21 protein-coding genes and 2 pseudogenes are annotated in these 24,118 nt (G+C 58.3%); 2 read left to right on the forward strand and 21 right to left on the reverse strand.

Features of this window, described 5'->3' with window-relative positions:
- Positions 1–498 precede the first annotated feature (498 nt).
- From nifT to CIT37_RS34935, 3 genes are all read right to left on the reverse strand, one after another.
- A complete protein-coding gene (gene nifT / locus CIT37_RS34925) occupies positions 499–723 on the reverse strand; it encodes a putative nitrogen fixation protein NifT (protein WP_011084566.1) in 225 nt (74 codons plus the stop codon).
- Positions 720–1,901 (reverse strand): cysteine desulfurase NifS, encoded by a 1,182-nt coding sequence (nifS, locus tag CIT37_RS34930; protein ID WP_011084565.1) that lies wholly within the window; start codon positions 1,899–1,901, stop codon positions 720–722. The genes nifT and nifS overlap by 4 nt, the downstream gene beginning before the upstream one ends.
- A gap of 323 nt (positions 1,902–2,224) precedes the next feature.
- Positions 2,225–2,545, reverse strand: a complete 321-nt coding sequence (locus CIT37_RS34935) for an iron-sulfur cluster assembly accessory protein (protein ID WP_011084564.1) — start codon at positions 2,543–2,545, stop codon at positions 2,225–2,227.
- A gap of 259 nt (positions 2,546–2,804) precedes the next feature.
- Here CIT37_RS34935 and CIT37_RS34940 point away from each other — a divergent pair, with 259 nt between their 5' ends.
- Positions 2,805–3,395, forward strand: coding sequence for a hypothetical protein (locus tag CIT37_RS34940; RefSeq protein WP_014497969.1), 591 nt, complete (start codon positions 2,805–2,807; stop codon positions 3,393–3,395).
- 21 nt (positions 3,396–3,416) lie between these two features.
- On the opposite strand, the gene CIT37_RS34945 is transcribed toward CIT37_RS34940, so the two are convergent.
- The 12 genes from CIT37_RS34945 to nifD form a co-directional block, all read right to left on the reverse strand.
- Positions 3,417–3,800, reverse strand: coding sequence for a Rieske (2Fe-2S) protein (locus CIT37_RS34945; RefSeq protein ID WP_011084562.1), 384 nt, complete (start codon positions 3,798–3,800; stop codon positions 3,417–3,419).
- A gap of 622 nt (positions 3,801–4,422) precedes the next feature.
- Positions 4,423–5,232, reverse strand: a complete 810-nt coding sequence (gene istB, locus CIT37_RS34950; protein WP_018270204.1) for an IS21-like element ISBj11 family helper ATPase IstB — start codon at positions 5,230–5,232, stop codon at positions 4,423–4,425.
- Positions 5,229–6,743: an IS21-like element ISBj11 family transposase gene (gene istA / locus CIT37_RS34955; protein WP_039228609.1), complete on the reverse strand. Its 1,515-nt coding sequence runs from the start codon at positions 6,741–6,743 to the stop codon at positions 5,229–5,231. Before istA ends, istB begins: the two co-directional genes overlap by 4 nt.
- Before the next feature lie 311 nt (positions 6,744–7,054).
- Positions 7,055–7,888: a host specificity protein gene (locus CIT37_RS34960; RefSeq protein ID WP_223153749.1), complete on the reverse strand. Its 834-nt coding sequence runs from the start codon at positions 7,886–7,888 to the stop codon at positions 7,055–7,057.
- Positions 7,889–8,778: 890 nt separating this feature from the next.
- Complete coding sequence (gene fdxB / locus CIT37_RS34965; protein WP_011084559.1) at positions 8,779–9,072, reverse strand: ferredoxin III, nif-specific; 294 nt, start codon at positions 9,070–9,072, stop codon at positions 8,779–8,781.
- A 10-nt stretch (positions 9,073–9,082) separates the two neighbouring features.
- Positions 9,083–9,244, reverse strand: a complete 162-nt coding sequence (locus CIT37_RS34970) for a CCE_0567 family metalloprotein (protein WP_011084558.1) — start codon at positions 9,242–9,244, stop codon at positions 9,083–9,085.
- Between the two features lie 52 nt (positions 9,245–9,296).
- Positions 9,297–9,761 (reverse strand): NifX-associated nitrogen fixation protein, encoded by a 465-nt coding sequence (locus CIT37_RS34975; RefSeq protein ID WP_011084557.1) that lies wholly within the window; start codon positions 9,759–9,761, stop codon positions 9,297–9,299.
- Between the two features lie 6 nt (positions 9,762–9,767).
- Positions 9,768–10,163: a nitrogen fixation protein NifX gene (nifX, locus tag CIT37_RS34980; protein ID WP_011084556.1), complete on the reverse strand. Its 396-nt coding sequence runs from the start codon at positions 10,161–10,163 to the stop codon at positions 9,768–9,770.
- Positions 10,160–11,569, reverse strand: a complete 1,410-nt coding sequence (nifN, locus tag CIT37_RS34985; protein ID WP_011084555.1) for a nitrogenase iron-molybdenum cofactor biosynthesis protein NifN — start codon at positions 11,567–11,569, stop codon at positions 10,160–10,162. Before nifN ends, nifX begins: the two co-directional genes overlap by 4 nt.
- A gap of 9 nt (positions 11,570–11,578) precedes the next feature.
- Entirely contained in the window at positions 11,579–13,222 is a 1,644-nt protein-coding gene (gene nifE, locus CIT37_RS34990) for a nitrogenase iron-molybdenum cofactor biosynthesis protein NifE (protein WP_011084554.1), read from the reverse strand.
- A gap of 92 nt (positions 13,223–13,314) precedes the next feature.
- On the reverse strand, positions 13,315–14,871 hold the full coding sequence (nifK, locus tag CIT37_RS34995) for a nitrogenase molybdenum-iron protein subunit beta (RefSeq protein ID WP_011084553.1): 1,557 nt from the start codon (positions 14,869–14,871) through the stop codon (positions 13,315–13,317).
- 65 nt (positions 14,872–14,936) lie between these two features.
- Positions 14,937–16,439 (reverse strand): nitrogenase molybdenum-iron protein alpha chain, encoded by a 1,503-nt coding sequence (nifD, locus tag CIT37_RS35000; RefSeq protein WP_011084552.1) that lies wholly within the window; start codon positions 16,437–16,439, stop codon positions 14,937–14,939.
- A 598-nt stretch (positions 16,440–17,037) separates the two neighbouring features.
- Here nifD and CIT37_RS35005 point away from each other — a divergent pair.
- Positions 17,038–18,064: pseudogene (locus CIT37_RS35005) on the forward strand (IS3 family transposase); the annotation flags it as partial.
- A gap of 186 nt (positions 18,065–18,250) precedes the next feature.
- Here the strand turns inward: CIT37_RS35005 and CIT37_RS35010 are convergent.
- The 6 genes and pseudogenes from CIT37_RS35010 to CIT37_RS40330 form a co-directional block, all read right to left on the reverse strand.
- A pseudogene (locus tag CIT37_RS35010) lies at positions 18,251–19,314 on the reverse strand (IS630-like element ISRj1 family transposase).
- A 143-nt stretch (positions 19,315–19,457) separates the two neighbouring features.
- A complete protein-coding gene (locus tag CIT37_RS35015) occupies positions 19,458–19,652 on the reverse strand; it encodes a 4Fe-4S binding protein (RefSeq protein ID WP_011084548.1) in 195 nt (64 codons plus the stop codon).
- 538 nt (positions 19,653–20,190) lie between these two features.
- Positions 20,191–21,303, reverse strand: coding sequence for an alanine dehydrogenase (ald, locus tag CIT37_RS35020; RefSeq protein ID WP_011084547.1), 1,113 nt, complete (start codon positions 21,301–21,303; stop codon positions 20,191–20,193).
- Positions 21,304–21,687: 384 nt separating this feature from the next.
- Positions 21,688–22,734: a hydrogenase expression/formation protein HypE gene (gene hypE, locus CIT37_RS35025; protein WP_095424338.1), complete on the reverse strand. Its 1,047-nt coding sequence runs from the start codon at positions 22,732–22,734 to the stop codon at positions 21,688–21,690.
- Positions 22,731–23,873, reverse strand: coding sequence for a hydrogenase formation protein HypD (gene hypD, locus CIT37_RS35030; RefSeq protein WP_028154318.1), 1,143 nt, complete (start codon positions 23,871–23,873; stop codon positions 22,731–22,733). The genes hypE and hypD overlap by 4 nt, the downstream gene beginning before the upstream one ends.
- Positions 23,870–24,103 carry a HypC/HybG/HupF family hydrogenase formation chaperone gene (locus CIT37_RS40330; protein ID WP_080588819.1) on the reverse strand — a complete coding sequence of 78 codons (234 nt, stop codon included), beginning with the start codon at positions 24,101–24,103 and terminating at the stop codon, positions 23,870–23,872. The genes hypD and CIT37_RS40330 overlap by 4 nt, the downstream gene beginning before the upstream one ends.
- Positions 24,104–24,118 lie beyond the last annotated feature (15 nt).

Consider the following 24,118-nt stretch of genomic DNA (forward strand, 5'->3'; position numbering starts at 1 on the left):
ACTCGGGGCTCCATCTCGTGTGCTTTTCACTCTCGCGGGGCTCGCCCCGATCCAGCTCATCTGAACGGGCTTTCGCGCGCTGCCGCTCTCAATTGGCCCGATCCGAACTGGGGAAGCCGGACATCATAAGGCCAATACTAGGGCAACACGCGTCCGAATATGACAGGCAGCAATGAGGGCCAAAGATGATGGTGCAATCGCCTTGTCCCGACTGGCTGAGTAAACCCCGCCTCATCAATGCCGTCGCGGCGGGCCGACGTTTGCTGATCTTGATATGCTGCGCCGCAGCCAGTCGACCCCCAAAGCCCCGAGACAGCGCCGACTTACCGGCGAATAAGCCGACCGATGCATCTGGTGTGCTCAGCACATCGCATTTTCAATTCCCTGATGCCAGGACGAGAGAGACGACAATGATCTCGGTCCCCAGGGCGGGCGCCAAGGTCCGCGAGAGTAACCTTTGCATCCGCCGCATCGACAGCGCTCATCTCCGTGAGCGCTTCATGGATCGTCGCCGCTCTCATCCCGCTTCTTCGCGTCGATTGTGATCGGTAACCGTGTGTCGCTCGCCATCTCGGGCAAATCGAGCACCCAACCGTTAGCGACTTTGATCCAGCCGCCCCATAGGGTCTCGTACTCGGAGGCCACGATTGACTCTTCGATATCCTTTTTTGGCACGTAGATTGACAAGCCCGTGTCCGGAGAGCGGCGGATCATGATTTTCACGAGGTCTGCTCCCTGACCGTGGCGCGGGAGCTGGCGCGCATGCGAGTCACGATATCTGACACAGCGCACACGGCCTCATCGACTTCGGCGAGGGAGGTTTCGCGCGAAAGAGAAAAGCGCACGGCGCCGTGCATCCGCCACGCAGGCACCTGCATGGCACGCAGAACATGCGATGGCTGCATTGAGCCCGACCTGCAGGCTGACCCGAGCGATACGGCGATGCCCGCCCGGTTAAGACGGTGGGCAATCGCTTCACCTTCGAGATGGTCGAAGGCAATATTAGTCGTATTCGCCAAACGATTGCGAATGTCGCCAAGCACAACGCACTCGCCATTGCGCAAAATTCCCTGCTCAAGGCGGTCACGTAACGCGCCAATGCGGATGCGCTCGGGTTCAAGCCGCTCCGCCGCAAGTTCGGCAGCTTTTCCTAGTCCGACGATTCCGGGAATATTCTCGGTCCCAGCGCGCCGCCCTCGTTCCTGTGATCCGCCGCAGATCAGCGGCTGGAATTTTGTCCCTTTACGCAAATATAACGCACCTACCCCCTTCGGGCCGTGCAGTTTGTGCGCGGATAGTGAAAGCATGTCGATCGTGCTGTCCTTTAGGTTTAAGCGTACTTTACCAATGGCCTGCACCGCATCTGTGTGAAATAGCGCTCCCGCCTCACGGGTCCACCCGGCCAGACACTTCACGGGAAATATCGTTCCGGTCTCGTTATTGGCCCACATAACCGAGGCAATCGCTGTGCGTGGCCCAAGCGCGCAGCGAAACGCCTCGATGTCGAGCCGGCCGCAAGCATCTACGGCAATAATGCGCGTCTTGACTCCCCTTGCCGCCAATTGCTCCGTTAGCGCAAGTACGGCGGAGTGCTCAACCGAAGTGGTGACAACCTCGTCTCGACCTTCCTGGGTTGCAAGTGCCGAGAGGATTGCGGCATTATTGGCTTCGGTCCCTCCCGAGGTGAAGACGATTTCGTGATCGTATGCACTACCTAGCAGGCCGCTCAAGCTTCTCCGTGCCTGCCTCACCGCAATTGCGGCCTCGTTGCCAAAGGCATGCGCGGACGAGGCATTGCCGAATTGCTCAGTGAAGAAAGGCAACATGGTTTGCACGACGGATGGATCAGTTCGGGTCGTTGCATTGTTATCGAGGTAAATCGGCGCTCGATTCTCGCTCACTGCACCACCCCGCCTGCAGCAACAACGAGGACCAGGCGATCCAAACCTCCGATCTTACCTACCAGGTGCCCCTGAATCCCTTCTAGACTCACGCTCGGAAGCTTGTACGGCTTGCCAGCATTGTCGAGCCGCGCCAAGAGCATGCTGCTATCGTGCCGATCAGCTAACAGGCGCCAGCTTCGGCTTGGCGATTGGGTCCGATCTCTTCGTTCGCGCAGCGAACGGGACCCTCTCGCATCGTGGGGATCGACGAGTTCTTCAGTCGGTCTGGTTCGGCCGGTGTGGTTCATTGCCCTTTCCTTATCGCCTGATCAATGTTTCCATCAGCCGAATGATTTTCCACAGGAGCAGTTGGTGGCCGCGTTCGGGTTATGAAAGGTAAAGCCAGAGCTCTCCGGTGCCAGCACGAAATCGATGGTTGTGCCGGCCAGATGCTCTCGGCTCTTGCTATCGACAAACACCTTGAGCCCATCGCAGTCGATCACGGTGTCGTCAGGCTTTGGCTCATCGGCGATGCCCATCTTGTATTTGAATCCATTGCAGCCGCCTGCTTCGATCATGACGCGCAGACCACCCGCCCGCCGCTCCGAAGATGAAATCGCGCTCTTGATTGCATTGACTGCGCTATCGGTCAGGTTGATCACGTCTTTGCCTCGTCAGCTTAGGCCCAGCTAAGAGCAAGTCACGTGCCAGCGCGCAGACGCCTGATGATGCTCATTTCCGCGCCCCTTGGCTGGCAACGGATGTCGGGTTCCTGACAAGGCACGTAAGGCGGTGCCAGCCACCGGCGCGTTTTCTTTCCGAGCTTCACTGAACGCCGCCACGCAGGCGACGGCAGGCAATTTGCATCGCATCTGGCTCCGACAACGCGTCGGTGAAGAGCATAGATCAAGGACAGATTTAATGACCGCTATCGAGAACACTGCACTCGGCAGACTTGAGAAGGAGAGCCGCCTTCTCAACGCCGTATTCAAAGGCGCGACCACCAAGCCGGGTCGGTTCGGCTTTCGCGGCGACGTCGCACTAAAGTTCCAGACTCAGGTCGCGGACGAGAAACGACCGCCAGACTATTCCATTGAGCAGGTTCTGACGATCGCCCAAAACGGAGAACGCACTATCCCCGTGCTGGCCGGCTACCTACATTCCTTCGCGTATCTTGTTGACGTCGCGACCGTCCTCGACGGTGCCTTGAGCCCAATCGGCAGCTATTTCATTTTCTGCAACAACATCGATTTGCTGGCGAAGTATCGAGTTAAGCTCGGCGATATTAACTTCCACGTCTTACCCTGCGATGAATCCACGGTTTGGAAGGAGATGATGGACTTGGTCGGGCTGAACAAGGACGACATCAAGAAGCTCGATCCGGCCGGCAAGCTTGATTACCTCCTCGATGCCACAAGGGATCTCGATCTATCCTATGAGGAAATCTCGTATGACGACGGACTAAAGAGGATGGAGGCTGTGAAAAACCGCAACGAGAACCGCCCGGTCTGAGGGCGGTCTTCAGTTGTTGGCTCATGCATCGTCCTCCGCGAGATGCACACCGACGGCGCAGATGTCGCCATCCACAACTACCAACGCGATCGGCGTAAGCGCTCTACCTTGACATGGACCTTCGACGCACCGCCCGGTGCCGAGTTCGAAGGTCGAACCGTGCTTGCCGCACATCAGCCGGATACCGTTTGGATCGAGGAATTCGTTCTGCTCCCAGTCCAAATTGACGCTGTGGTGCGGGCATTTATTGACATAGCCAAGCACCTTCTTGCCCCATCGCACCACAATGATGGGCCACGGCCGGTGATTGCCGTCATCTTCGAGGACCATAAGATGAAATCCGATGGCCTGGCGGCTCGGAATGTCGTTAAAGCTGCAAATCGCATAGACGAGAGTTGGCTGCATAGGTTGCTCTTGCAAGACTTAATTGTCGCTGTGCAATTGCCCCTGCAATAACCGTACGAGCGCCGAAACGAATCGTGTCTGGTCATCCGACGCGCAAACTTGGCTATTTCAGCAGATCTCGTTGCACAGCGGCGTATATTTCAGACAAAGGCACATTGAGCCTTCTCGTTCCCTCCGTGCTAGCTGCAGAACTGCTGCTCCGCGCTCCGGGCTTGCCGGACGGCCAAACGCGGCGGATGTCGCTGCTGCTCGTTAATGGCCACGCCGCATAGCGGGGCCACGGTGCCCTCCGATGGCGTATGTCTCACGGCGTCGCGGCCTTCGCAGAAGAGCCATGTGCTCGCTTCCAGCCGGCGCAGGGCGCGCGCAGCGAGCGCGCGCCCCCTTTGAACTAAGACTGTTGCGCCCGCGCTTTGAACGGTCAAACGCCCATCACTTCAGGTTCGGTGTTGCTATTGCAGCCACCTTACTCCATGCGCGTTCGGCAACATATAGCGCGACGATCTGGGTCGGAAGAGCGCGGCGATCAGGATGGCGAGTCAGTGTCGCGGCGCGATGATGATCGCCGCGATGATTGTCGCGCGCAAGAGTTTTGTTTGCTTTGATTGTCGCGGAGCGTCAATCAAGCGAGCGTTTTTTGTGTCGCGTGCTCCGGTGGCCGCCCTGGACCACGCTTTCGCTCGAGGGCAGTCCGCCTGCGATAGCTCTCGACGTTCATCTCGACGATGGTGGCGTGGTGAACAAGGCGATCGATCGCCGCGAGGGTCATAGCTGGGTCCGGAAAGACCTTGTTCCATTCTCCAAAGGGCTGATTGGCGGTGATCAGCAAAGAGCGTCGCTCGTAGCGTGCGCTGATGAGCTCGAACAGCACACTGGTCTCGGCCTGGTCCTTGGTGACATAGGCAAGATCGTCCAAGATGACGAGATCGAAGCGATCGAGGCGGTTGATGGCGCCCTCGAGGTTGAGCTCGCGGCGAGCCACCTGGAGCTTCTGCACGAGATCGGTGGTGCGGGTGAACAGGACGCGCCATCCGTTCTCGATGAGGGCCAAGCCGATTGCTGCCGCCAAGTGGCTCTTGCCTCCACCGGGCGGACCAAACAGCAGCAGATTGGCGCCCTTGCCGAGCCAGCCGTCGCCGGCGGCGAGTGCGGTCATTTGCGCCTTGGAGATCATCGGCACGGCCTCGAAGTCGAAGCTGTCAAAGGTCTTTCCGGTAGGCAGCCGCGCCTCGACGAGATGGCGCTCGATGCGGCGGCGGCCGCGCTCAGCGATCTCGTGCTCGGCAATGGTGGCGAGGAAGCGCGCCGCCGGCCAGCCTTCTTTATCGGATTGCTCGGCAAATTGCGGCCACAGCGCCTTGATGGCGGGCAGCCGCAGCTCGTTGAGCAACAGATTGAGGCGCGCGGTGTCGACTACGTTGGTTGTGCTCATGCGGCGCCTCCGATCTCGGCGGTACCGATGAGGCATTCATAGGTGGCGAGCGGTGCGAGGCGTACCACGACGTTCGGCACCTGGGCGGGATCCGGGGCGAAGTGAGTACGTAGCCGGTTGAGGTCGGGCAGCCGGCCGTCGTTCAGGTCAGCCGTGAGCTGATTGGCGAGTTCGGCCTCGCAACCGCGCTCATGGGCGAGTGCGAGGAGATCGACCATGATCCGGCAGGCCTTCTTGTCCGGTAAGCGTTTGCGCAAGACGTCGAAGGCTCGGCGGTAAGCTTCCCGGGGGAACAGCTGGTCGCGGTAGACCAGGTTGAGGAGCGCCATCGGCTTGCGCCGCAAGGAATGGATCACGTGCCGATAATCGACGACCTGATCGTGCTTGCCATTGGGATGCGGCCGCCCGCGCGGCAAGGTGAGGAGATGCGTGCCGCCGACAAACACGTCGAGGTGATCGTCATACAGGCGCACCCGCAGCCGATGGCCGATCAAGCGCGACGGCACCGTGTAGAACACCTTGCGCAAGGTGAAGCCGCCGGACGACGTCACGTGGACGATCACCTCTTCATAGTCCGACGTGCGGCGGTCCGGCAGATCCTGAAGTGCGCTACGTTCACTGTCGATCCGCTTGGCGTTGCGGGCATTGCGGCGGCTGGCGATCTCATCGATGAAGCCACGATAGGCAGCTAGATCGTCGAAGTCGGCGGTGCCACGCAGCAACAGCGCGTCGCCGATCGCTCGCTTGAGATGACCATGCGAACTCTCGATCGCCCCGTTCTCGTGGGCGATGCCACGATTGTTGCGGGAAGGCCGCATGCCGTAATGGGCACAGAGGTCTTCGTATCGCCGCGTCAGATCGTCTTTGGCGTCGCGGTCGAGATTGCAAAAGGCGGCCGACAGGCTGTCGGTGCGATGCTCCCGTGGCGCCCCACCGAGTGACCACAAGGCATTCTGCAGGCCTTCGGCCAGAGCGACGAAGCTCTCACCGCCGAGCACGACATGGGCGTGCTCAAACCCGGAATAGGCCAGCCGGAAGTGATAGAGACGATGGTCGAGCGGTACGCCCGCGATCGTGACACCCAATTCGCCCATGTCGGTGAAGTCGGACAGGCCGCGCTGACCGGGTTCGTGGGTCTGGCGGAAGATGACCTCCTGCTCCTCGCCGTGGATCGCCCGCCAGGCCCGGATCCGGCGCTCCAGCGTGCGACGGATGCCGGCGCCGAGCTCGGGATGGCGTCGGAGCAACTCCTCGAAGATCGTGACCGGCCGCACACCGGGGGCGGCCTTCAGCATCGGCGCGATATCTGTCTCAAATACGCGGGCCAAGGGATCTGGCCGGCGACGGCCGCGGGGAGCCTTCTTCTGCGACGGAAGGCGTCGATCCTTCTCGATCCGGTAAGCGGTCGAGGTGCTGAACGAAGCCTTGGCGGCGGCCACGGGTGGGCTATCGGTCTGACGGTACTTCATGTAGAGCCTCATTTGGTGATCGGTAATGTGTCGGCCTGGCACGCGAGTGATTCCTCTTGGCGGAAGAACCACTTGCATAACCAGCCGGCCGCGATCACCAGTCGGCGCGGTCCGCTGTGGATCGCGCCGACGCCGGGCTCGTAACTCCGGTCGGGCTACGCCCTCCCTGCGTCACGAGCCCGGCGTAGCCCTCTCATCATGGTCGACGCTCCACTTCCATCCTGTTCGCCGCGCGGCAGGCAACATGCACTTCAAGCAAGGTGACGGCTCATCGTGCAACAATTCGCTTTCGAAACTGAGTGTCGATATCACTGCTCTCAGCTTTCGAAAAATGGCTCAGGGTCGCCGTTGCGTTACTCCATGCTTAGCCCCGTGAAGACGCGCTCCAAATAGACTGACGGATCATCTTCGTCAGAATAGTCCGCCTGGACCGTCGATTCAGCGGCGGCATCATCATCCTCCACCTTACTAAGGTACTTCGTAGGCTTGCCTACTCGCTGCCACTGGTCGTTCTCATTCTTCGTCCACACCTCGGGATGCTGGTGAGGATCAAGCACCCAGTGATTTCGACCCACATGAACAAAACCCATTTCTGCTAGGCGGGGTTCCATGCCGGGCAAGCCTGGTTTTGACAAGATCAAGGGATCATCACCATCCTCTCTCAGCTGGTGCTCAAGCAAAATATCGCCCGCGTTCTCAACCAGGGGATGAGTGACCCGAAGGTCCACCACGGACGTGAGATCGTTGCGCCCAAACTTTTCCCGGAAGGTCTCCCCCTTGATCCGAACCGGACCTCCTGCTCTCAACAGGCCAACTGTTTCGTCACCCAATTGATAGCTGAAGAAGCGCACGGGCCTGGCTGGATCATAGTGAGTGGCGCTATAGCTGCCAGCAACCGTTGCTGCCCGCTCAGCTTTCTTTGATACGAAGTCTGAGTACTCTTGCGGATTAATGGCGATGTTCATGATGTCGCGGCCCAAAAATCTCCGCAGCCCTCGATCGAAGGAACGCTGGTCGATCTCAACAATGGGCGGACCGGAATTCAGATAGTACGCCCTTGTTTCAGATGACGACCCGCCTGGCTCCATACCTGCAAGTGTTTCCGCAAAGCGGGGGCTATCTCCCGGTTCATCAACTTGATTAGCGCTTGTGGATTGGCTGGATGAGCCAACGACTCTGCCATACATCAGATCGCTCTCCTATCGGCAACATTGCACGCGATTGAGCTCATGCCGCGCAAGCTCGCGTTCATAATATACAACCTAACTGACCACAACCTGACCTAAGCATCTGCCGGCGCTCGGAGGCTGCGGCTGCGCAATCCGCAAGCGAGTCACGCACCCGCTGGCCAGCAATCGCAGGCTGATGGCGTGCGATATTGTCCGCGCTTGATCATCAAAAATGTGACGTTCAACGGCGCAGATCTGCAGCACCGCCCTTTACTTTCGGTCGTCGCTGCCATTGACCAATGCAGCCGTCTATCGAGGATCGGCGGCGTGCGCGCAGAATTGCTGCCCGGTGCTTTTGTCGCGGCGTCCGCGACTCGCACGTGCTATTGCACTGTCATCCAATTCGGAGCAGCACCATCCGGTCCCAGGATAGAATCGCGAAGACACAGGTGCCACCATCACATGCGCTTCAACGCGATCGGCGGCTATGATCGGCCGGACAATTGTAAAACCCGTGGACCGCGGCAGACTTTCGCTCCTGCCGATCCCGCAACCGAAGGCCACAGGATAGGATGAGCACGACTGGCTCCGAAGGAAGTGCCTATTCGGAAAACCGACTAGACGACCACGACGGTAATATGATCGCCCGCCCAAGGCCAAGTCGCTTTTCGAAAAAAACGCGGATCCTGCGATACGAGCGAGACTTGCAAGCAGGCGCCAGACAGCCGGTATGGCTTGCCTCGGGGCTGAGCAGCATTCGGCCATGCGCATCTCCGCTCGTTCCGTCTTGCCATTCAGGGAAAAAATCGGGCCATTCGGGCCGGCTGGCACGAGTCTCCGTTGCGGATTGACCTGATCCAGCGGGGCCTCCCTCCACGCGTGGCGAACGGGAGATAGATCCCCTTCGCTCATGCAGCTGCGGCTGGGACGTGGGTCTGGCAGCTGGCCGGGCAAACCCTATCGCACGCACCGCAGCCGATGCAGGCGCCCTGATCGTTCAGAACCATAATCTTTTTTTCGACTTCATCGTCCGCGTCATTGTCAAGGTTGACGAGTTCGCCCTCCTCGTTGATGCCTTTCAAAGTCATGACATCTTGACCGCACACCTTGAAACAGCGGCCACAGCCGATGCACTTCTTGGCATCGATCGAGGCTAGGTATTGTGGCATCCAGTCGCGGCCGTCTCGCGTTGCAAATGACATGCATTGCCCTTCAAGTATTTTCCAGCTCTTTTAGCTCGCGACTCTTGCGCTCCAGTTCGACATAGACATCGTACGCCTTCTGCGCCACCGCCATAATCGACGTCCAGTTGATGGGCAATTCTTCCGAAAGGTCGTGCAGATCCATCTTGGCCTGTATCGCCTTGGCGGACACTTTCTTTAGTTCGGCCTTCAGTATTTCACTGATCGCCCATGAGTGAGTATCCTCAATAGTTAGCCACGTCTGGAAATTTCCGAATCAGGCCAATTCCCTCGCTGACATATCTATCCCCCTCTTGAGCCAGCTTGACGCAATTATCGAATCCCAAGCGATGCACGTCGCGCAGCTGCTTGTTTACGGCGACCAACCGCCCTGCGATGAGCACTATGCGCCCGAAGCCTTCATGATGCAGCTTCAGGATCGGCTGAACCATAATGCCGGTCTCCCTCTCTACTGACAGGCCGACCGCATTGAAGAACAACTCAAGCCGCCATAGTGTATTGGGATCGGGATCACCGATGATCGGCAATGCGCGTCGTCTCTCCCTGTTCAGGATATAGGGTTCGAGCAGATCAAGGTCGCTCTTCCCTTCCCAGGCTTCATTGGTATCCTGGGCGCGCCAAAGCTTGACTAACTCGATTAGAAATGGTGCGTCGACGACGCTGCCCTGCTGCGCTATTTTTGCGGTCATATCATCTCATTCGTCGAACTCAAACGATCGCGGTTGGTCCTTTGCAAGGACCTTGCGCAGCCAGGGAGGTGGCGTGCCCTTCAGCACCGACTCGAGCTTTTCCAGCAACACGTGAATGCTTTCCGGTTTGCTCACCTTGATAGGATGAATTTTGCTGGCCACCACTCGCGCAGCCGCGGCACCACCAATGGCCGCGACGTATAGGATGGCGCAATCCTTGATCGCCTGGATCTTTGGCGCCAACTTGTCACCACTGCCGTCCTCCTCAAGATCGCCCTCAAACTCGATAGCTTTAAGAAAGACATGCCCGCTGGGCGCGACATCGTAGATTGCAATATTCTTTGCCCAGCCAAAATGAGCATCGACGCGTCTCAGATCCTGAGTGGCAAAAGCGACCTTCATGCAATTGACCTTTCAGGCGCGCCAGTGGAGCGGCGATGCCCCACGTGTTGTGGCAGTCCGGGCGTGGTCCGCCACCTATCGGGTGTAGGTCGGTCATTCTCGTCGCGATGCGCGATCACGAGATTGGCGATTTGGAAGATCACATTGCGGGTACCACGATAGCCGACGGATACTTGGTGGCCCGCGCCAAGCCGATCGAATATCGGAAAACCTACGCGATAGAACGGCACTTTCAGCCGCCCCGCCGCTTGCCTTCCATGCGAATGCGTGATCAGCAGATCGCAATGCTTTTCTTTTGCAAATCCTTCCAGATCTTCGAGGTCACCAATGAGAACCTCCTTGGTCCTGATTCGCTCGATCACCTCAGACTGAGTGGTCGTCACGGCGACGGTCACCTGCGCGCCCATATCGTGCAGCATGCCGGATAAATCGAACAGAAGGTCTGGCTCGGCACCGATCGCGACTTTGCGGCCGCCAATATGGAAGTGCGCGTCCAACATAGCATCGGCGAGCTGACTGCGCTGGCGTCGATATTTCGAGGGTATCGGGCGCCCGCTAATCTCGCTCAAAAACATCATGAAATCGTCGTTTGGATGAAGACCACACAGTCGCTCGAACACACGAAAAGGCACCCCGGTTTTAGTCTGCATGACCTCAGCCGCGCGCTGCATCTGCGCACCGATTGCAATGGTCCACCCTGCGCGCCCCATGCTCGCGATCTCGTCGACGTCAATGCCGCCGATGGTCGTTGACGTAAACTCATCGGGGATATGCCCGTCGAGCGATCCCGCCAAGTCAGGGAGAAAGGAGGGGTACAATCCGAAATCCTCCAGCAAGGCACGGAGTTCATCAAGGTCGCCGGGCGTCAGGTGACACCCCGGTAGAACATTTACCTTCGAGGGATCCCGCAGGCCATTGGCACTTGGCCGGTCCACCAGCACCTCCACCATGCGTGCAACTGCCTTCTCCCACCCATCCTGGAACGCGCCCTTGAAATCAGGCGTTGATACATATACGAGCGGCAACTTTGTGAGTTGCGGATACGCACTCCGGATTAGTTTGAGGTACGCTTCCACATCGTCGCCGTTGGTCTCGGTGACACCGGTCGAGCAGATTCCGATGATCTTCGGCTTAGCGCGCTTGGAGATGTTAAGTATCGCCTGCTCCAAATTTTCATATCCGCCGAGTACGGTCGCGACCTCGCTCATCGCGGTGGTCTGCAGCGGTATTGCTTCTTTGAAGTGCCGGACAAAGAGCGTGAGACCGAAGGATGTGCACCCCTGTGAGCCGTGCAGAAGCGGCATCGCACCGCGCAAACCCATGAAGGCGTATGCGCCGCCGATCGGCTGGCTCATCTTCAGCGGGTTGACAACGCAGGCTTTTGTCGGCGCCGTGACCAGGGCCATGGCGACTCCCTACTCTGCGGCCTGTCGCATATCAGATGGCTCGGACATCAACATATCTTCGATGCGTCCTTGACAGCAGCCACCGGCCGCATTGGTATGCTCTCGGACCGCTGCGACGCTCCTCAAGCCGTGCACGGAGATTGCGTCCTCAATCGTGCCCAGATCAACCCTGTTACACACGCAGATATTCCTCGCGCGGCGCGCTGTTTCGGCGAGGACCGGATCGCCGGCGATCGCGGCCATGGACTGCATCTGCTCCCGCGCTTTGGCCAAAGCCTCCCATGGCGCTGGCCGACGTAGCTGCTCCCACATCGGGCTTGAGAGCGAATTATCGATCTCCTCCACCAGCTTGACTATTCCGGCATAGCCCATATAGGCGTGGCAACGCTCCTGGTTGATATCGACCCATGGCACCGCCGCCTTCAGCGCGACAAATTGCGACTTGCCGCCCGATAGCATGATGTCCGCTTCTGCGTCCTTCAACATCTTGTACATTTCGCGCGCAGTCATGTCGTCGATCATGTGGGCATCCTGCCCCATGAGCTCCTTGATGCGCTCCTTGTCTTCCATGGTCGATTTCTTCACACTGGTTCCGACTAATTCCAGCCCGGCTTCCTGGAGCGCCGAGACGACCGACCATGACTTGACACCGCCGGTCATTAACAAGGCCCTTTTGCCTTCGAGTCGCGGCTTGTACGGCTGGATGGCAGCCCACGCCCGCGCTTCCTCGCGCGCGATCACCGCTTCGGTGCGCCCGAGCAGATCTGCCGGGGCGCCGCGCTCAACCAATAAGCGGGCGATCTGGCGTAGCGATTCGCTTGAATCCTGAATACCGTAGAACGACCCCTCGAAGAATGGGATCCCGTAACGTTGCTCCATCTTGCGTGCCACGTTGATCATGGATTTTGAGCACACCAACATTGCCGCCCGCGCGCGATGAGATGAAGCGACTTCGCGGTATTTGCCATCGCCCGAAATGCAGCAGAGAATTCGCACTCCAAGCTCGTCTAACACTGGCTTCACCTGCCAGAGCTCTCCTGAAAGGTTGTATTCTCCGATCAGATTGATGTCGTACGGCGTGGTGTAGTCCGGTTCTCGCGTGCCGATCACGTAGTCGAGCAAGGCTTCGCCCGCGAGCTTGTTACCGAGGTTTTTCGAACCGGCGAAGCCCGGAGAATTGATCGGGATCACCGGTTTTGAGAATCTTCGCGACGCTGCCTTGCAGACTGCATTGATGTCATCGCCGATCATCGCCGGGATGCAGGTTTGATAGACGAAGATTGCGGGCGGATCGCACTTGTCGATGATCTCCTTGATCGCTTTGCACAGCCGCTTCTCGCCTCCGAATACAATATCGGTTTCGCTCAAATCGGTTGTGAAAGCGGTGCGCCACAAATCCGAGCCGGACGACGCCGCGCCGCGATTGTCCCAGGAATTACCTTCGCACGCGATCGGGCCATGTACCAAGTGAGCGACATCGGTGAACGGCTGCAGCGCAACCTTCGCGCCGTCGAAAGCACAGCCACCCGCAGCGCTACCCGGCTGCAACTGTCTGGTACAGCCGTTCCTGCGTTCCGCCTCAGACTTACTGCCATTCTTGGCGCAGCCCGGCTCGTCGAAGATATCCTGGACCGTGGCCGCCAGTGAACTCATCCTGCTTCCTCTCAGGGCAACAAATTGTAAACTCAACCGTTATGTGCTCGTGCCATCGTCCAGTCCTGGACGATGGCACGTGTAGTTGCTCATCAACGAATGATGTCGAAGCTGTAGTCGGTTTTGCCAAGAATGTTGGTCTTGTTGTCGATCTCGTCGAAGATCTTGTCCAGGATCTTGACCAGCACATTCAGACCGCCCTGATAGCCCCATATGGGGGAGCGGTGATGGTGATGCCGGTCGAAAATCGGAAAGCCGATGCGGATTAGTGGCGTTGCGGTATCACGCTCCAGATACTTCCCATAGGTGTTGCCAATCAGAAAATCGACCGGCTCGGTGAACAAGAGTGAACGCATGTGCCAGAGATCCCGCCCCGGATAGACTTGGCAGCCCTGTCCAAATGGCGAGCTTGCAAGCAGCGCCTGCATTTTCTCCTGCCACGCTTTGTTGCCATTGGTGGACAGCACATGGGTCGGCTCGGCGCCGAGTTCGAGCAGAAACGCAGCCAATCCATAGCAAAGATCCGGATCGCCATAGATCGCGAACTTTTTGCCATGAACATGAGCGCTTGAGTCGGCAATGGCATCAACCAAGCGGCCACGTTCTCGCGCGAGTTGCTCCGGAATCTCCTTGCCGCTGATGCGTGACAGCGCGACGATAAAGTCATCCGTTGCTGATAAGCCTACCGGGTAGTTGAAGGATAGAACGTCCTGGCCATGCTCTGCCGCAAATGACAGCGTTTTTTCCGTGCACCATTGCTGCATGGAGATGGTCGCCTTGGCGTGAATCGCGTTCGCCGCATCCTTCAGCGTCGTACCACCGTCATACATCCGGAATTCGCCGTCTGTCGGAGTGTCGAACACTTCAGAATTGTCGGCGAGAACTGTGTGCTGGATGCCCATCAATTCCAAGATGCGCTTAATCTCGCGAAGGTTCCCGACGGTATATCCATCGAACCCGCCAATGATGTTGATCGCTCCATTCGGTTTGCGCTCCAGCTTCGGCGCTGTTCCGGCCTTGCCGTCCCAAAAATGCTCCAGAATGCCTTTGAGGGCATTGTCGTAGCCGGTGACGTGACTGCCAACGAATGCGGGCGTGTGGGCGAACGGCACGTCGAAGTCTGCCGGAACCGAGCCCTTTTCTTTCGACGTCTTGATGAAGGCGTTCAGGTCATCGCCGATCACTTCGGCCATGCAGGTTGTGGAAACCGCAATCATCTTGGGCTTGTACATCTTGTAGCTGTTCGCGAGCCCGTCGGTCATGTTGTTCAGACCGCCGAATACGGCAGCATCTTCCGTCATTGATGAAGAGACACAGGAGCTAGGCTCCTTGAAGTGCCGCGACAAATGACTGCGGTAATAGGCCACACAGCCTTGGCTGCCGTGGACGAAGGGCAGCGTGCGCTCAAAGCCGACAGAGGCGAATACGGCGCCAAGCGGCTGACACGCCTTCGCCGGATTTACCGCCAGCGCCTCCCGCGCGAAGTTTTTTTCGCGATATTCGGCCGTTTTGGTCCATTCCTTGATACGTTCGACCTCGGCAGGATCGCGCGGATTCTCGAATATCTTCTTCTTCGCCAGCATTTGCTGGTATTCTGGACCGCGGAACAGTTCGACATGATCGAGCACGTGTTCGGCACTCTGCGGCATCGGTGAAATCCTTCACTATCAGATTGGAATCGCCCGGGCTTTCCCGGAGAGCGAGACGAGTTGCGTTATTCTGCAGCCTGGAGCTTGGCGCTCGGCGCTTCCTTCCAGGGAGCTTTCGTTCTTTTCCAAATTGGCGAGTTGACGGCCATGTCCATGTCGCGCGCGAAGATCGCAAAGCCGTCATAACCGTGATATGGACCCGAATAGTCCCACGAATGCATCTGCCGGAACGGCACACTCATCTTTTGGAAAACGTACTTTTCCTTGATGCCTGAGCCGACAAGATCAGGCTGGAGTTTTTCGACGAAGCGCTCGAACTCATAGCCATTGACGTCATCATAGATGAGGGTGCTGTCTTTCACGTAGTGCTGAGCTGTGCGCTGATAGTCGTCGTTGTGACCGAACTCGTAGCCAGTGCCAATGACGTCCATCCCGAGGTCCTCGTACGCGCCAATCACATGACGCGGACGAAGGCCGCCGACGTACAGCATCACCGTCTTGCCCTCGAGGCGCGGGCGATATTTTGCAATCACGGCGTCCACCAGCGGCTGATACTTCTCGATCACTCGCTCGGCGCCTTCCTTGATCTTGTCGTCAAAATAACCCGCAATCCTGCGCAGTGAGTCCGCGATCTTTGAAGGTCCGAAGAAGTTGTACTCGCACCAAGGGATGCCGAACTTCTCTTCCATGTGGCGTGAGATATAGTTCATGGAACGGTAGCAATGCAGAATGTTGAGCTTTGCCTTCGGCGTTGCTTCGAGCTCGGCCAGTGAACCGTCGCCGGACCACTGCGCGATTACCCGTAGTCCCATCTCTTCAAGCAGAATTCGCGATGACCAAGCATCGCCGCCGATATTGTAGTCTCCGATGATCGCAACATCGTATGGTGTCGGCTCGAACTTTGGTTTGCCCTCGGCCTCGATATGCCCGAAAATCCAATCGCGTACCGCATCGTTTGCAATGTGATGGCCTAGTGACTGCGACACACCCCGAAAGCCCTCACAACGGACCGGCACGATGGTCTTGCCTCCATATTCTTTGGATTTCGCCCTTGACACCGCCTCGATATCGTCACCGATCAACCCTACCGGGCACTCTGATTGTATCGTAATGCCGTTGTTGAGTGGAAACAGCTCTTGGATTTCATCAAGGATTTTGTCCAGTTTCTTGTCGCCGCCAAATACGATATCCTTTTCCTGGAAGTCGGAGGTGAACTGCAGAGTCACGAAGCTATCGATGCCCGTGGTGCCAACGTAATAGTTGCGCCGCGAGCCCCATGAATATTGGCCGCAGCCAACCGGGCCATGGCTGATATGAACCATGTCCTTGATTGGTCCCCAGACCACCCCCTTCGACCCTGCATAGGCGCACCCTCTTATCGTCATCACGCCGGGTATGGATTTGATGTTGGACTTCACCCCGCAGTCCGACTTACCTGCTTGGTGCACGTTGAGGTGCTTGGCACGCCTTTTCGCGGTTTTCTCCGGATAGACCTTCAGCACCTCCTCGATCAGCTCTTTGTTGCGAGCCCTGATTTCTGCGACGCTGTTGGTCGTGGCGAGACTCATCTGGTGTCCTTTAAAAGGTTAGCTGTTGGGAGGGCGGCTTCTTGATCCAAGACTTTGCAACCGGCATGCCAGGGTCTCATGAGCACTAAAACTAGAACAACAACAGTTTCTTAGCGCGACTTGTACGGTGACGGGCTGTTGTTGCGAATCCGACATCTCGCCTTTGCGAGGGACTCTTGGTTTGGCGGTGTTCGAAATGGAACAAGGCGGCCGCGCGTGAAATTCACGGCGGAGTTTTTGAGTTTATGCGCGACAGCAACGCTCTGCGGTGTAAGGCGGAAGCAGGCCGCAAGTCTGGCTTCCAATCCTTCATACTTATTGAAACCTACAGGTGCTCACCTGCGATGTAATGACGTGCGCGATCTCGCGCTCTAGATCTCAAGGCGAGCTACCTCGACGCCACGTGAACTTCTTAGGCTCGTTAGATCACACGAGCATCGTCGCGCCTTGATAAGGGGCACGCACGATCACATCGATGTCTTCGCGTGCGTTGTACATGCCGAGGGACACAGAGCTGGCCCCGCAAATTCGGACAGTAGCTTGAGTGGATTTTCTGCCTGACAGCGGCGAGGATTCTTGCTGCGAATCAGGAGCGAAGATGACGAAGAAGAGCCGCCGGACGCATTCTCCGGCATTCAAGGCGAAGGTTGCTTTGGCTGCGGTCAAAGGCGGCAAGACACTGGCGGAGCTGGCGCAACTGTTTGATGTTCATCCGAACCAGATCACGATCTGGAAAAACCAGCTCCTGGAAGGCGCCGCCGGCGTGTTTGGGCATGACAAGACATCGGCCGAGACGCCGGTCGATTTGAAGGCGTTACATGCCAAGATCGGCGAGCTGGCGTTGGAAAGCGATTTTTTGTCCGGCGCGCTCACCAAGGCGGGCCTGCTGAGCGCAAAGCGATGATCGACCGCGGTCATGATCTTTCTATCGTGCGCCAGGCGAAGGTCCTGAAGCTGGCTCGCAGCACGGTCTACTATGAACCTCGGCCAGTTTCGGCCGAGGACCTTGCCTTGATGCGTCGGCTCGATGAGCTGCATCTCGATTATCCCTTCGCGGGAGCGCGTATGCTGCGATCGTTGCTGCGGCGGGAGGGGGTATACGCCGGTCGCCGCCACATCGCGACGCTGATGAAGCGCATGGGGATCGAGGCGGTCTATCGTCGCCCGAACACGAGCAAGCCGGCTCCGGGTCACAAGATCTACCCGTACCTGTTGCGCGGATTGAAGATCGAGCGGCCCGACCATGCGTGGGCAATGGACATCACCTACATTCCGATGCGGCGTGGCTTCGTCTATCTCGCGGCGGTCGTCGATGTGTTCAGCCGACGGGTCCTGGCCCATCGCGTCTCGATCACAATGGAGGCGGCCTTCTGCGTCCAAGCGGTCCAGGAGGCGTTGGCGAAGCACGGCAGACCCGAGATTTTCAACACGGATCAGGGCAGCCAGTTCACCAGCCTCGAGTTCACCGATGTGCTGCTGGACGCGAAGATCGCCATCAGCATTGCGTTGTGGCTAGGGGACGCGCCCGACGACTAGGCGCGTTGGACGGCAAGGGCGCCTGGCGCGACAACGTGTTTGTCGAGCGGCTCTGGCGCACGGTCAAATACGAAGAAGTTTATCTCCGCAATGGCCGCATGACCGTCGCCGACGATTTTGTCGTCGCTCTGGTCGGGCTACGCCCTCCCGACGCAACGACAAAATCGTAAAGCCCCGCGTTCAGCATAACCCGGCAGGAATCCACTTAAATCCAGCGGGGCGCTGTCCAAACAACCGGGGCCAGCTCTCTTCGAACACGGGGCTAGTCCCCGGAATCAGAGCTGAGTGATACGGCGGCCTTTGAAACGGCGTTGACGGACCTTTTTCTTGGTCCAGACGAAGGGCTCGGCTCTGTCGTTGTATGCGTTGACGTAGGTATCGATGTGTTCCTGAAGCTGCTTGAGGCTCGTGAAGGAGGTGCCGCTGAGCGACTGCCCCTGCAAGATGGAAAACCATACTTCGACCTGATTGAGCCATGACGCACTTGTCGGCGTGAAATGAAATTGCACGTTGGGGTGGGCCTTGAGCCAGTCCTCGTTCTTTTTATGGGTGTTGAGGTTGTCGAGGATGACGTGAAGCTTGCGGTTCGGAAAAGTCGCGGTGACGCTGTTCATGAAATCGAGAAACTCGACGCGGCGCCGGCGTTTTGAATGGGTCGCGATGATCTTTCCGGTGGCGACTTCGAGCGCCGCAAACAATGTTGTGGTGCCATGCCGCTTGTAATCGTGGCTTTGGCCGGTTAAGGCGCGGCCATTGGGCAACTTCAGATAACCCTGCGCTCGCTCCAAAGCCTGGATCGAGGGCTTCTCGTCCACGCACAGCACAATGGCCTTCGCCGGCGGCGCGACATAGAGGCCGACAACATCGGCGGCTTTGGCCGTAAAGTTCGGGTCGTTGCTCTCGCACCAGGACTTGCGAGCCACCAGGTCAATCTTGTGGCTGCGCAGGAACCGCCAGACATATTGGACATCGACATCGCCCAGCGCCTCGGCCAGCAGGGGGCCGGTCCAGCGCGCAAACCCTTGCGGTGGCGGCTTATCCAGCAGCTTCAGAATCCGCTTGTCGGTCGTCTTCGTATAGATCGGCTGCTTGCCAGGCCGCGGCTTGTCTTGCAGCCCTTCAAGGCCATGGTCGGCATAGCGATGCCGCCAAAGGCTGACAATCCGCGGCTGGACCCCAACTTCCTTGGCGATCGACCGGGTGAGCGCCCATCCGCCGCCAACAGAACTATCCGCGCCCGCTTCAAATCGCGCTGCAACGTCACCGGTGAGCGACAGCACGCCTCAAGCACCTTGCGATCTTTCCTCGAAAGGTGGACTTCTCTTGCTTCGGGTATCATCCCGACCTTGAATCACGACTCACTTTCCAAGAAAAGTGGGTACTAGCGAGCGAGGAAAACGGGAGACGGGTCGCAAAGGCGGCTGTTTTGGATATTATCTTCATCATGCTTCGTGCAGGAGCCCCTCTCATCGGCTGCCGCTCCTATGCGGGCACGCAAGTATCTGGCACGGGGCAAACCACGGCGCACTTTGGCGCGTCAGAATGCCCCTCACATTGGGTACACTGGGACGGATTGATCACATAGATGTCGTTCTTCAGGCTAATCGCGGCATTGGGACACTCGAACTCGCACGCACCGCAGACCGTGCATTGGGATGCGATTATCTTGTAGGCCATCAGTGCTATTCCATAAGCAAAAGGTGCGGAACAGTTTCTTGCTATCAAGTCTTGTGCCAGACATCTTGAGCTTGATTCATCTGAAGAAATTTCGATAACGCAGGTCGCCGACCCGATACGGTGTCGCAAATCCTACAACGAACATGACAATCTGATCTCGATCCTGTGGTTTGCGCATGATCGGTGTCACGGCCGTCAGCGATCAGGTAAACCACCTTCTCCAGCATTAGGGAACGATCCGAGATCCTTAAGGCCGCCTGCCGCGGCTATGATCGATGTGTCGCGACATCATGGAGCTGTCCGGGCAAGTATCAGGTCGCCCGCGGCGCATCTTGTCGGCTTCACTCAATGGGACCGGAAGGTACATCGTCTCCCTATCCTGGCGGCGGTTGAGGCAGGCGTTCGTCCGGTGATCCTCTGCTTCGTTCCGCACTCCTAATCAATACTGGCGGAGGTCAGTTGATTAATAGCCGAAAAAAAGAGCCACCCCGAAGGGTGGCCTTAGTCAGGGAGGAAACGCCCATGAGGGCCTCTGGGATCAGGCCGCAGCCTGTTCGATCGGGGAGAAGGGCAGCCCGAGGCTCTCGGCCACCGCCTTGTATGTTAGCCGGCCCCGATGGACGTTGAGGCCTGCGCGCAGATGTGGATTCTCGAGTACGGCGGAAAAACCCTTGTTGGCCAGAGCCAAACCAAACGGCAGGGTCGCGTTATTCAGTGCCTGGCTCGAGGTTAGCGGCACGGCACCCGGCATATTGGCCACACAATAATGAATGATGCCATCTACTTCGTATGTTGGATCAGCGTGAGTGGTTGGGCGCGATGTCTCAAAGCAGCCGCCCTGATCGATAGCGACGTCCACGAGTACGGCTCTCTTGCGCATTGAGCTCAGCATGCTCCGGCGGACCAGCTTCGGAGCGCTTGCCCCTGGGACGAGCACCGCACCAATCACCACGTCCGCCGCAAATACCTCTTCCTCCACGGATTCGATGGTCGAAAACCTAGTGCGAACCCGTCCTTCGAATAGCTCGTCCAGCTCACGGAGCCGGATGATCGAACGATCGATGATGGTCACCTCTGCGCCCAGACCAGCCGCCATGCGCGCGGCGTGCGTACCGACGACCCCACCTCCAATCACCACGATTCGGGCAGGCTGAACCCCGGGCACCCCACCGATCAGCAGCCCTCGCCCCCCTGTACTCCGCTTTAGAGCGCTACCCGCCGCTTCGATCGAAAGCCTGCCCGCGACCTCGCTCATCGGCGCCAGCAGTGGAAGACCACCATGAGCATCAGTTACGGTCTCATAGGCGATTGCAATGCATCCAGATTTCAAGAGGCCGGCAGCCTGTTCCGGGTCCGGGGCCAAGTGCAAATAGGTGAACAGGATTTGATCCTCACGCAGCTGGGACCATTCGGCCGGCTGAGGCTCCTTGACCTTTACGATCATCTCGCTCGATGCGAATACCTCAGCTGCCGAAGTTAAGATCGTTGCGCCGGCATTGCGATAATCGCCATCGGTTGCACCAATGCCAGCGCCGGCATTGGTCTCGATCATCACGCGGTGGCCCGCTGCCACGTATTCACGGGCAGCTCCTGGGGTAAGGCCCACGCGATATTCGTGCGCCTTGATTTCCTTTGGAACTCCGACCTTCATTTGAATACTCCCTGCCTGACGCGCCTTCTTATCGGAAGCGCGCAGCGATATCGCGACGCAGCCGGGCAAAATGGCGCAGGAATTCAGCGATATTTGCGAGGCTTCGCAGGATTTCAAACCCAGGGGTGCTGGGTAGATCGTGTGATCCTGTTCGCTGAACTTAGCCGTCGAAAACTGCGCGATGCCGGTGAATCGTTCCGAATTGCAGTCGCGGCCCGCAGAAAAGCCAACAACCGAAATCCAGCCTCGCCGAACTCCTCAAGCAGCAAAGACAGCAATTTGCCAATTAGGTAGGATTGCCTATCAAGCGAAACGCTTGTTGAGCTGAGGGCTAATGGCGTTGTCAGTAAATGGCGGCCAAGAAATGGACGTTGCGCAGCCTGTTCAACAGATCCGAGGCAATTGTTCCCCCCACAGCCAGTCGACGATTCGCCGGCCGCCGAAATCGGTCGTCATCTGCACAAATTTGTGATCGTCAGCCACCGCCTCACCGATATCGGCCGCATTGGACCCGAGGGGGTGCGCCTTCATGGCTGCGAGAACGGCATCGGCAGAATCCGGCGCCACGATCGCGACGAGCTTGCCTTCGTTGGCAACATGGATCGGTTCGAGTCCAAGCAGTTCGCAGGTAGCCGCAACCGCAGGCTTCACCGGAATCATCGATTCCTGCAGATGGAAGCCGAGCTCTGATTGAAGCGCGATCTCATTGAGAGCCGCAGCGAGCCCGCCGCGCGTAGGGTCGCGCATTACCCGGATGCCGCCACCGCCAGCGGCAACCATGGCCGCAGCGAGACTATGCAACGCTGCTGAGTCGGAGACGATTTCGGTTTGAAATGCAACGTTCTGACGCTTTGACATGATCGCCACCCCATGATCACCGAGGCTACCGGACAGCAGCACACGGTCCCCGACCTTTGCCTTGTCAGCGGAAAGATCGAGCCCATCGGCCACCAGCCCGATCCCGGTCATAGAGATGAACAGACCGTCCGCCTTGCCACGCTCGACCACCTTGGTATCCCCGGCAATGATATAGACGCCGGCGGCACATGCCGCCGCGCCCATCGACTCCGCGATCGTCTTGATATCCGAAAACCGGAAACCCTCCTCGATGATAAAGCTGGCCGACAAATAGAGAGGACGCGCACCGGACATCGCGATGTCATTAATCGTGCCGTGCACAGCCAATGACCCGATGTTGCCGCCAGGAAAGAACAGTGGCGAAATCACATAGCCATCAGTCGTCATCACCATCCTGCCTGCGGTAACATCGAACGCCGACTGATCATTGGAGCCGGCGAGCCATTCATTACCGAAGGCCTGATGAAAGAGGCCGGAGATTAGCTGTGCCATGGCACGGCCTCCGGCCCCGTGGGAAAGTTCAACGCGTCCGTTCTCCACATCGAGCTTGCGTTGATAGGCTTTCACGCTCATGACGTCTGCCTCGCCTGCTCATCGCGAACTCGGCGATAGGTCCAATACGCCGCACAAGCTCCTTCTGATGACACCATGCAGGCTCCTATGGGCGTTTCCGGCGTGCAGATATTGCCAAACAACTTGCAATCGATCGGCCGTTTGGCGCCACGCAGGATCGCGCAGCATTCGCAGGCCGGATTGTCTGCGACACGCAGGTCATGGATCGCAAAGCGCGTCTCGGCGTCGAATTTTGCATATGATTGCTTCAGCTTCAGTCCGCTGTTGGGTACCAGTCCAAGCCCGCGCCATTCAAACTGCTCACGCAGCTCGAAGACCTGCGAGACCTCCTCCTTGGCGCGCCGGTTGCCTTCGCGTGTCACTGCACGGCTGTATTGGTTTTCCACCTCGTGGCGGTTTTGGTTCACTTGCCGCACCAGCATCAGGACAGCCTGCAGCACGTCGAGGGGTTCAAATCCGGCGACCACGATCGGCTTCTCGAATTGTTCCGCCATGGGCTCGTAAGGCTGCGTACCGACAATGGTGCTGACATGTGCAGGCCCGATGAAGCCGTCAATGGGGACCCCGCCCGTGTTGCGGATCTTCGGGTTCTCGAGAATGCGGTGCATCGCAGAGGGCGTAAGAACGTGATTGCAGAACACGCTAAGGCCCTCGAGCCGCTTGTGCTCGGCAATCCTGATCATGACCGCCGTCGGGGGCGTCGTGGTCTCAAATCCGATGGCAAAGAAGACCACTTCGCGGCCCGGCGTCTGTTCGGCGAGCCGGATAGCGTCGAGGGTCGAGTAGACCATCCGAATGTGGGCACCCAGCGCTTTGGCAAGCAACAGGGACTGCCCTTGCGACCCAGGCGCGCGCATCAGGTCGCCGTAGACGCACAGAATGACCTCTGGCCGCTCGGCGAGCCGGATCGCCATGTCGATACGGCTCGCCGGCAGAACGCAGACGGGACAACCGGGCCCGTGGATCATCCGAACGTTCGCGGGCAGCAGATCCTCAAGACCGTAGCGGGAGATTGCATGAGTGTGTCCACCGCAAAATTCCACGAACCGGTAGGCTCGTTGTGAACTGACCTCAGCGTCAATTGCTCGCGCAAGTCCCTGCGCGATAGTCTTGTCGCGAAATTCGCTGGAATATTTCACGATCGGCATTCCTTCGCAGCGCCTAGCTCCTGCAGGAGCTCTAGCGTGCGCTTGGCTTCCGCTGGATCGATCTTAGCGAGCGCATAGCCGACATGGACCAGGACGAAATCGCCGACGTCGAGCTCGTCGAGGAGGGCAATCGATATCTCCAGGTTGACGCCATCGATGAACACGAGGGCCATTTCGTTGGGAAGAATTTTCGCGATCTTTGCCGGAACCGAAAGACACATATCAGGCAGCTCCTG

Source organism: Bradyrhizobium ottawaense, assembly GCF_002278135.3.
Lineage (GTDB): Bacteria > Pseudomonadota > Alphaproteobacteria > Rhizobiales > Xanthobacteraceae > Bradyrhizobium > Bradyrhizobium ottawaense.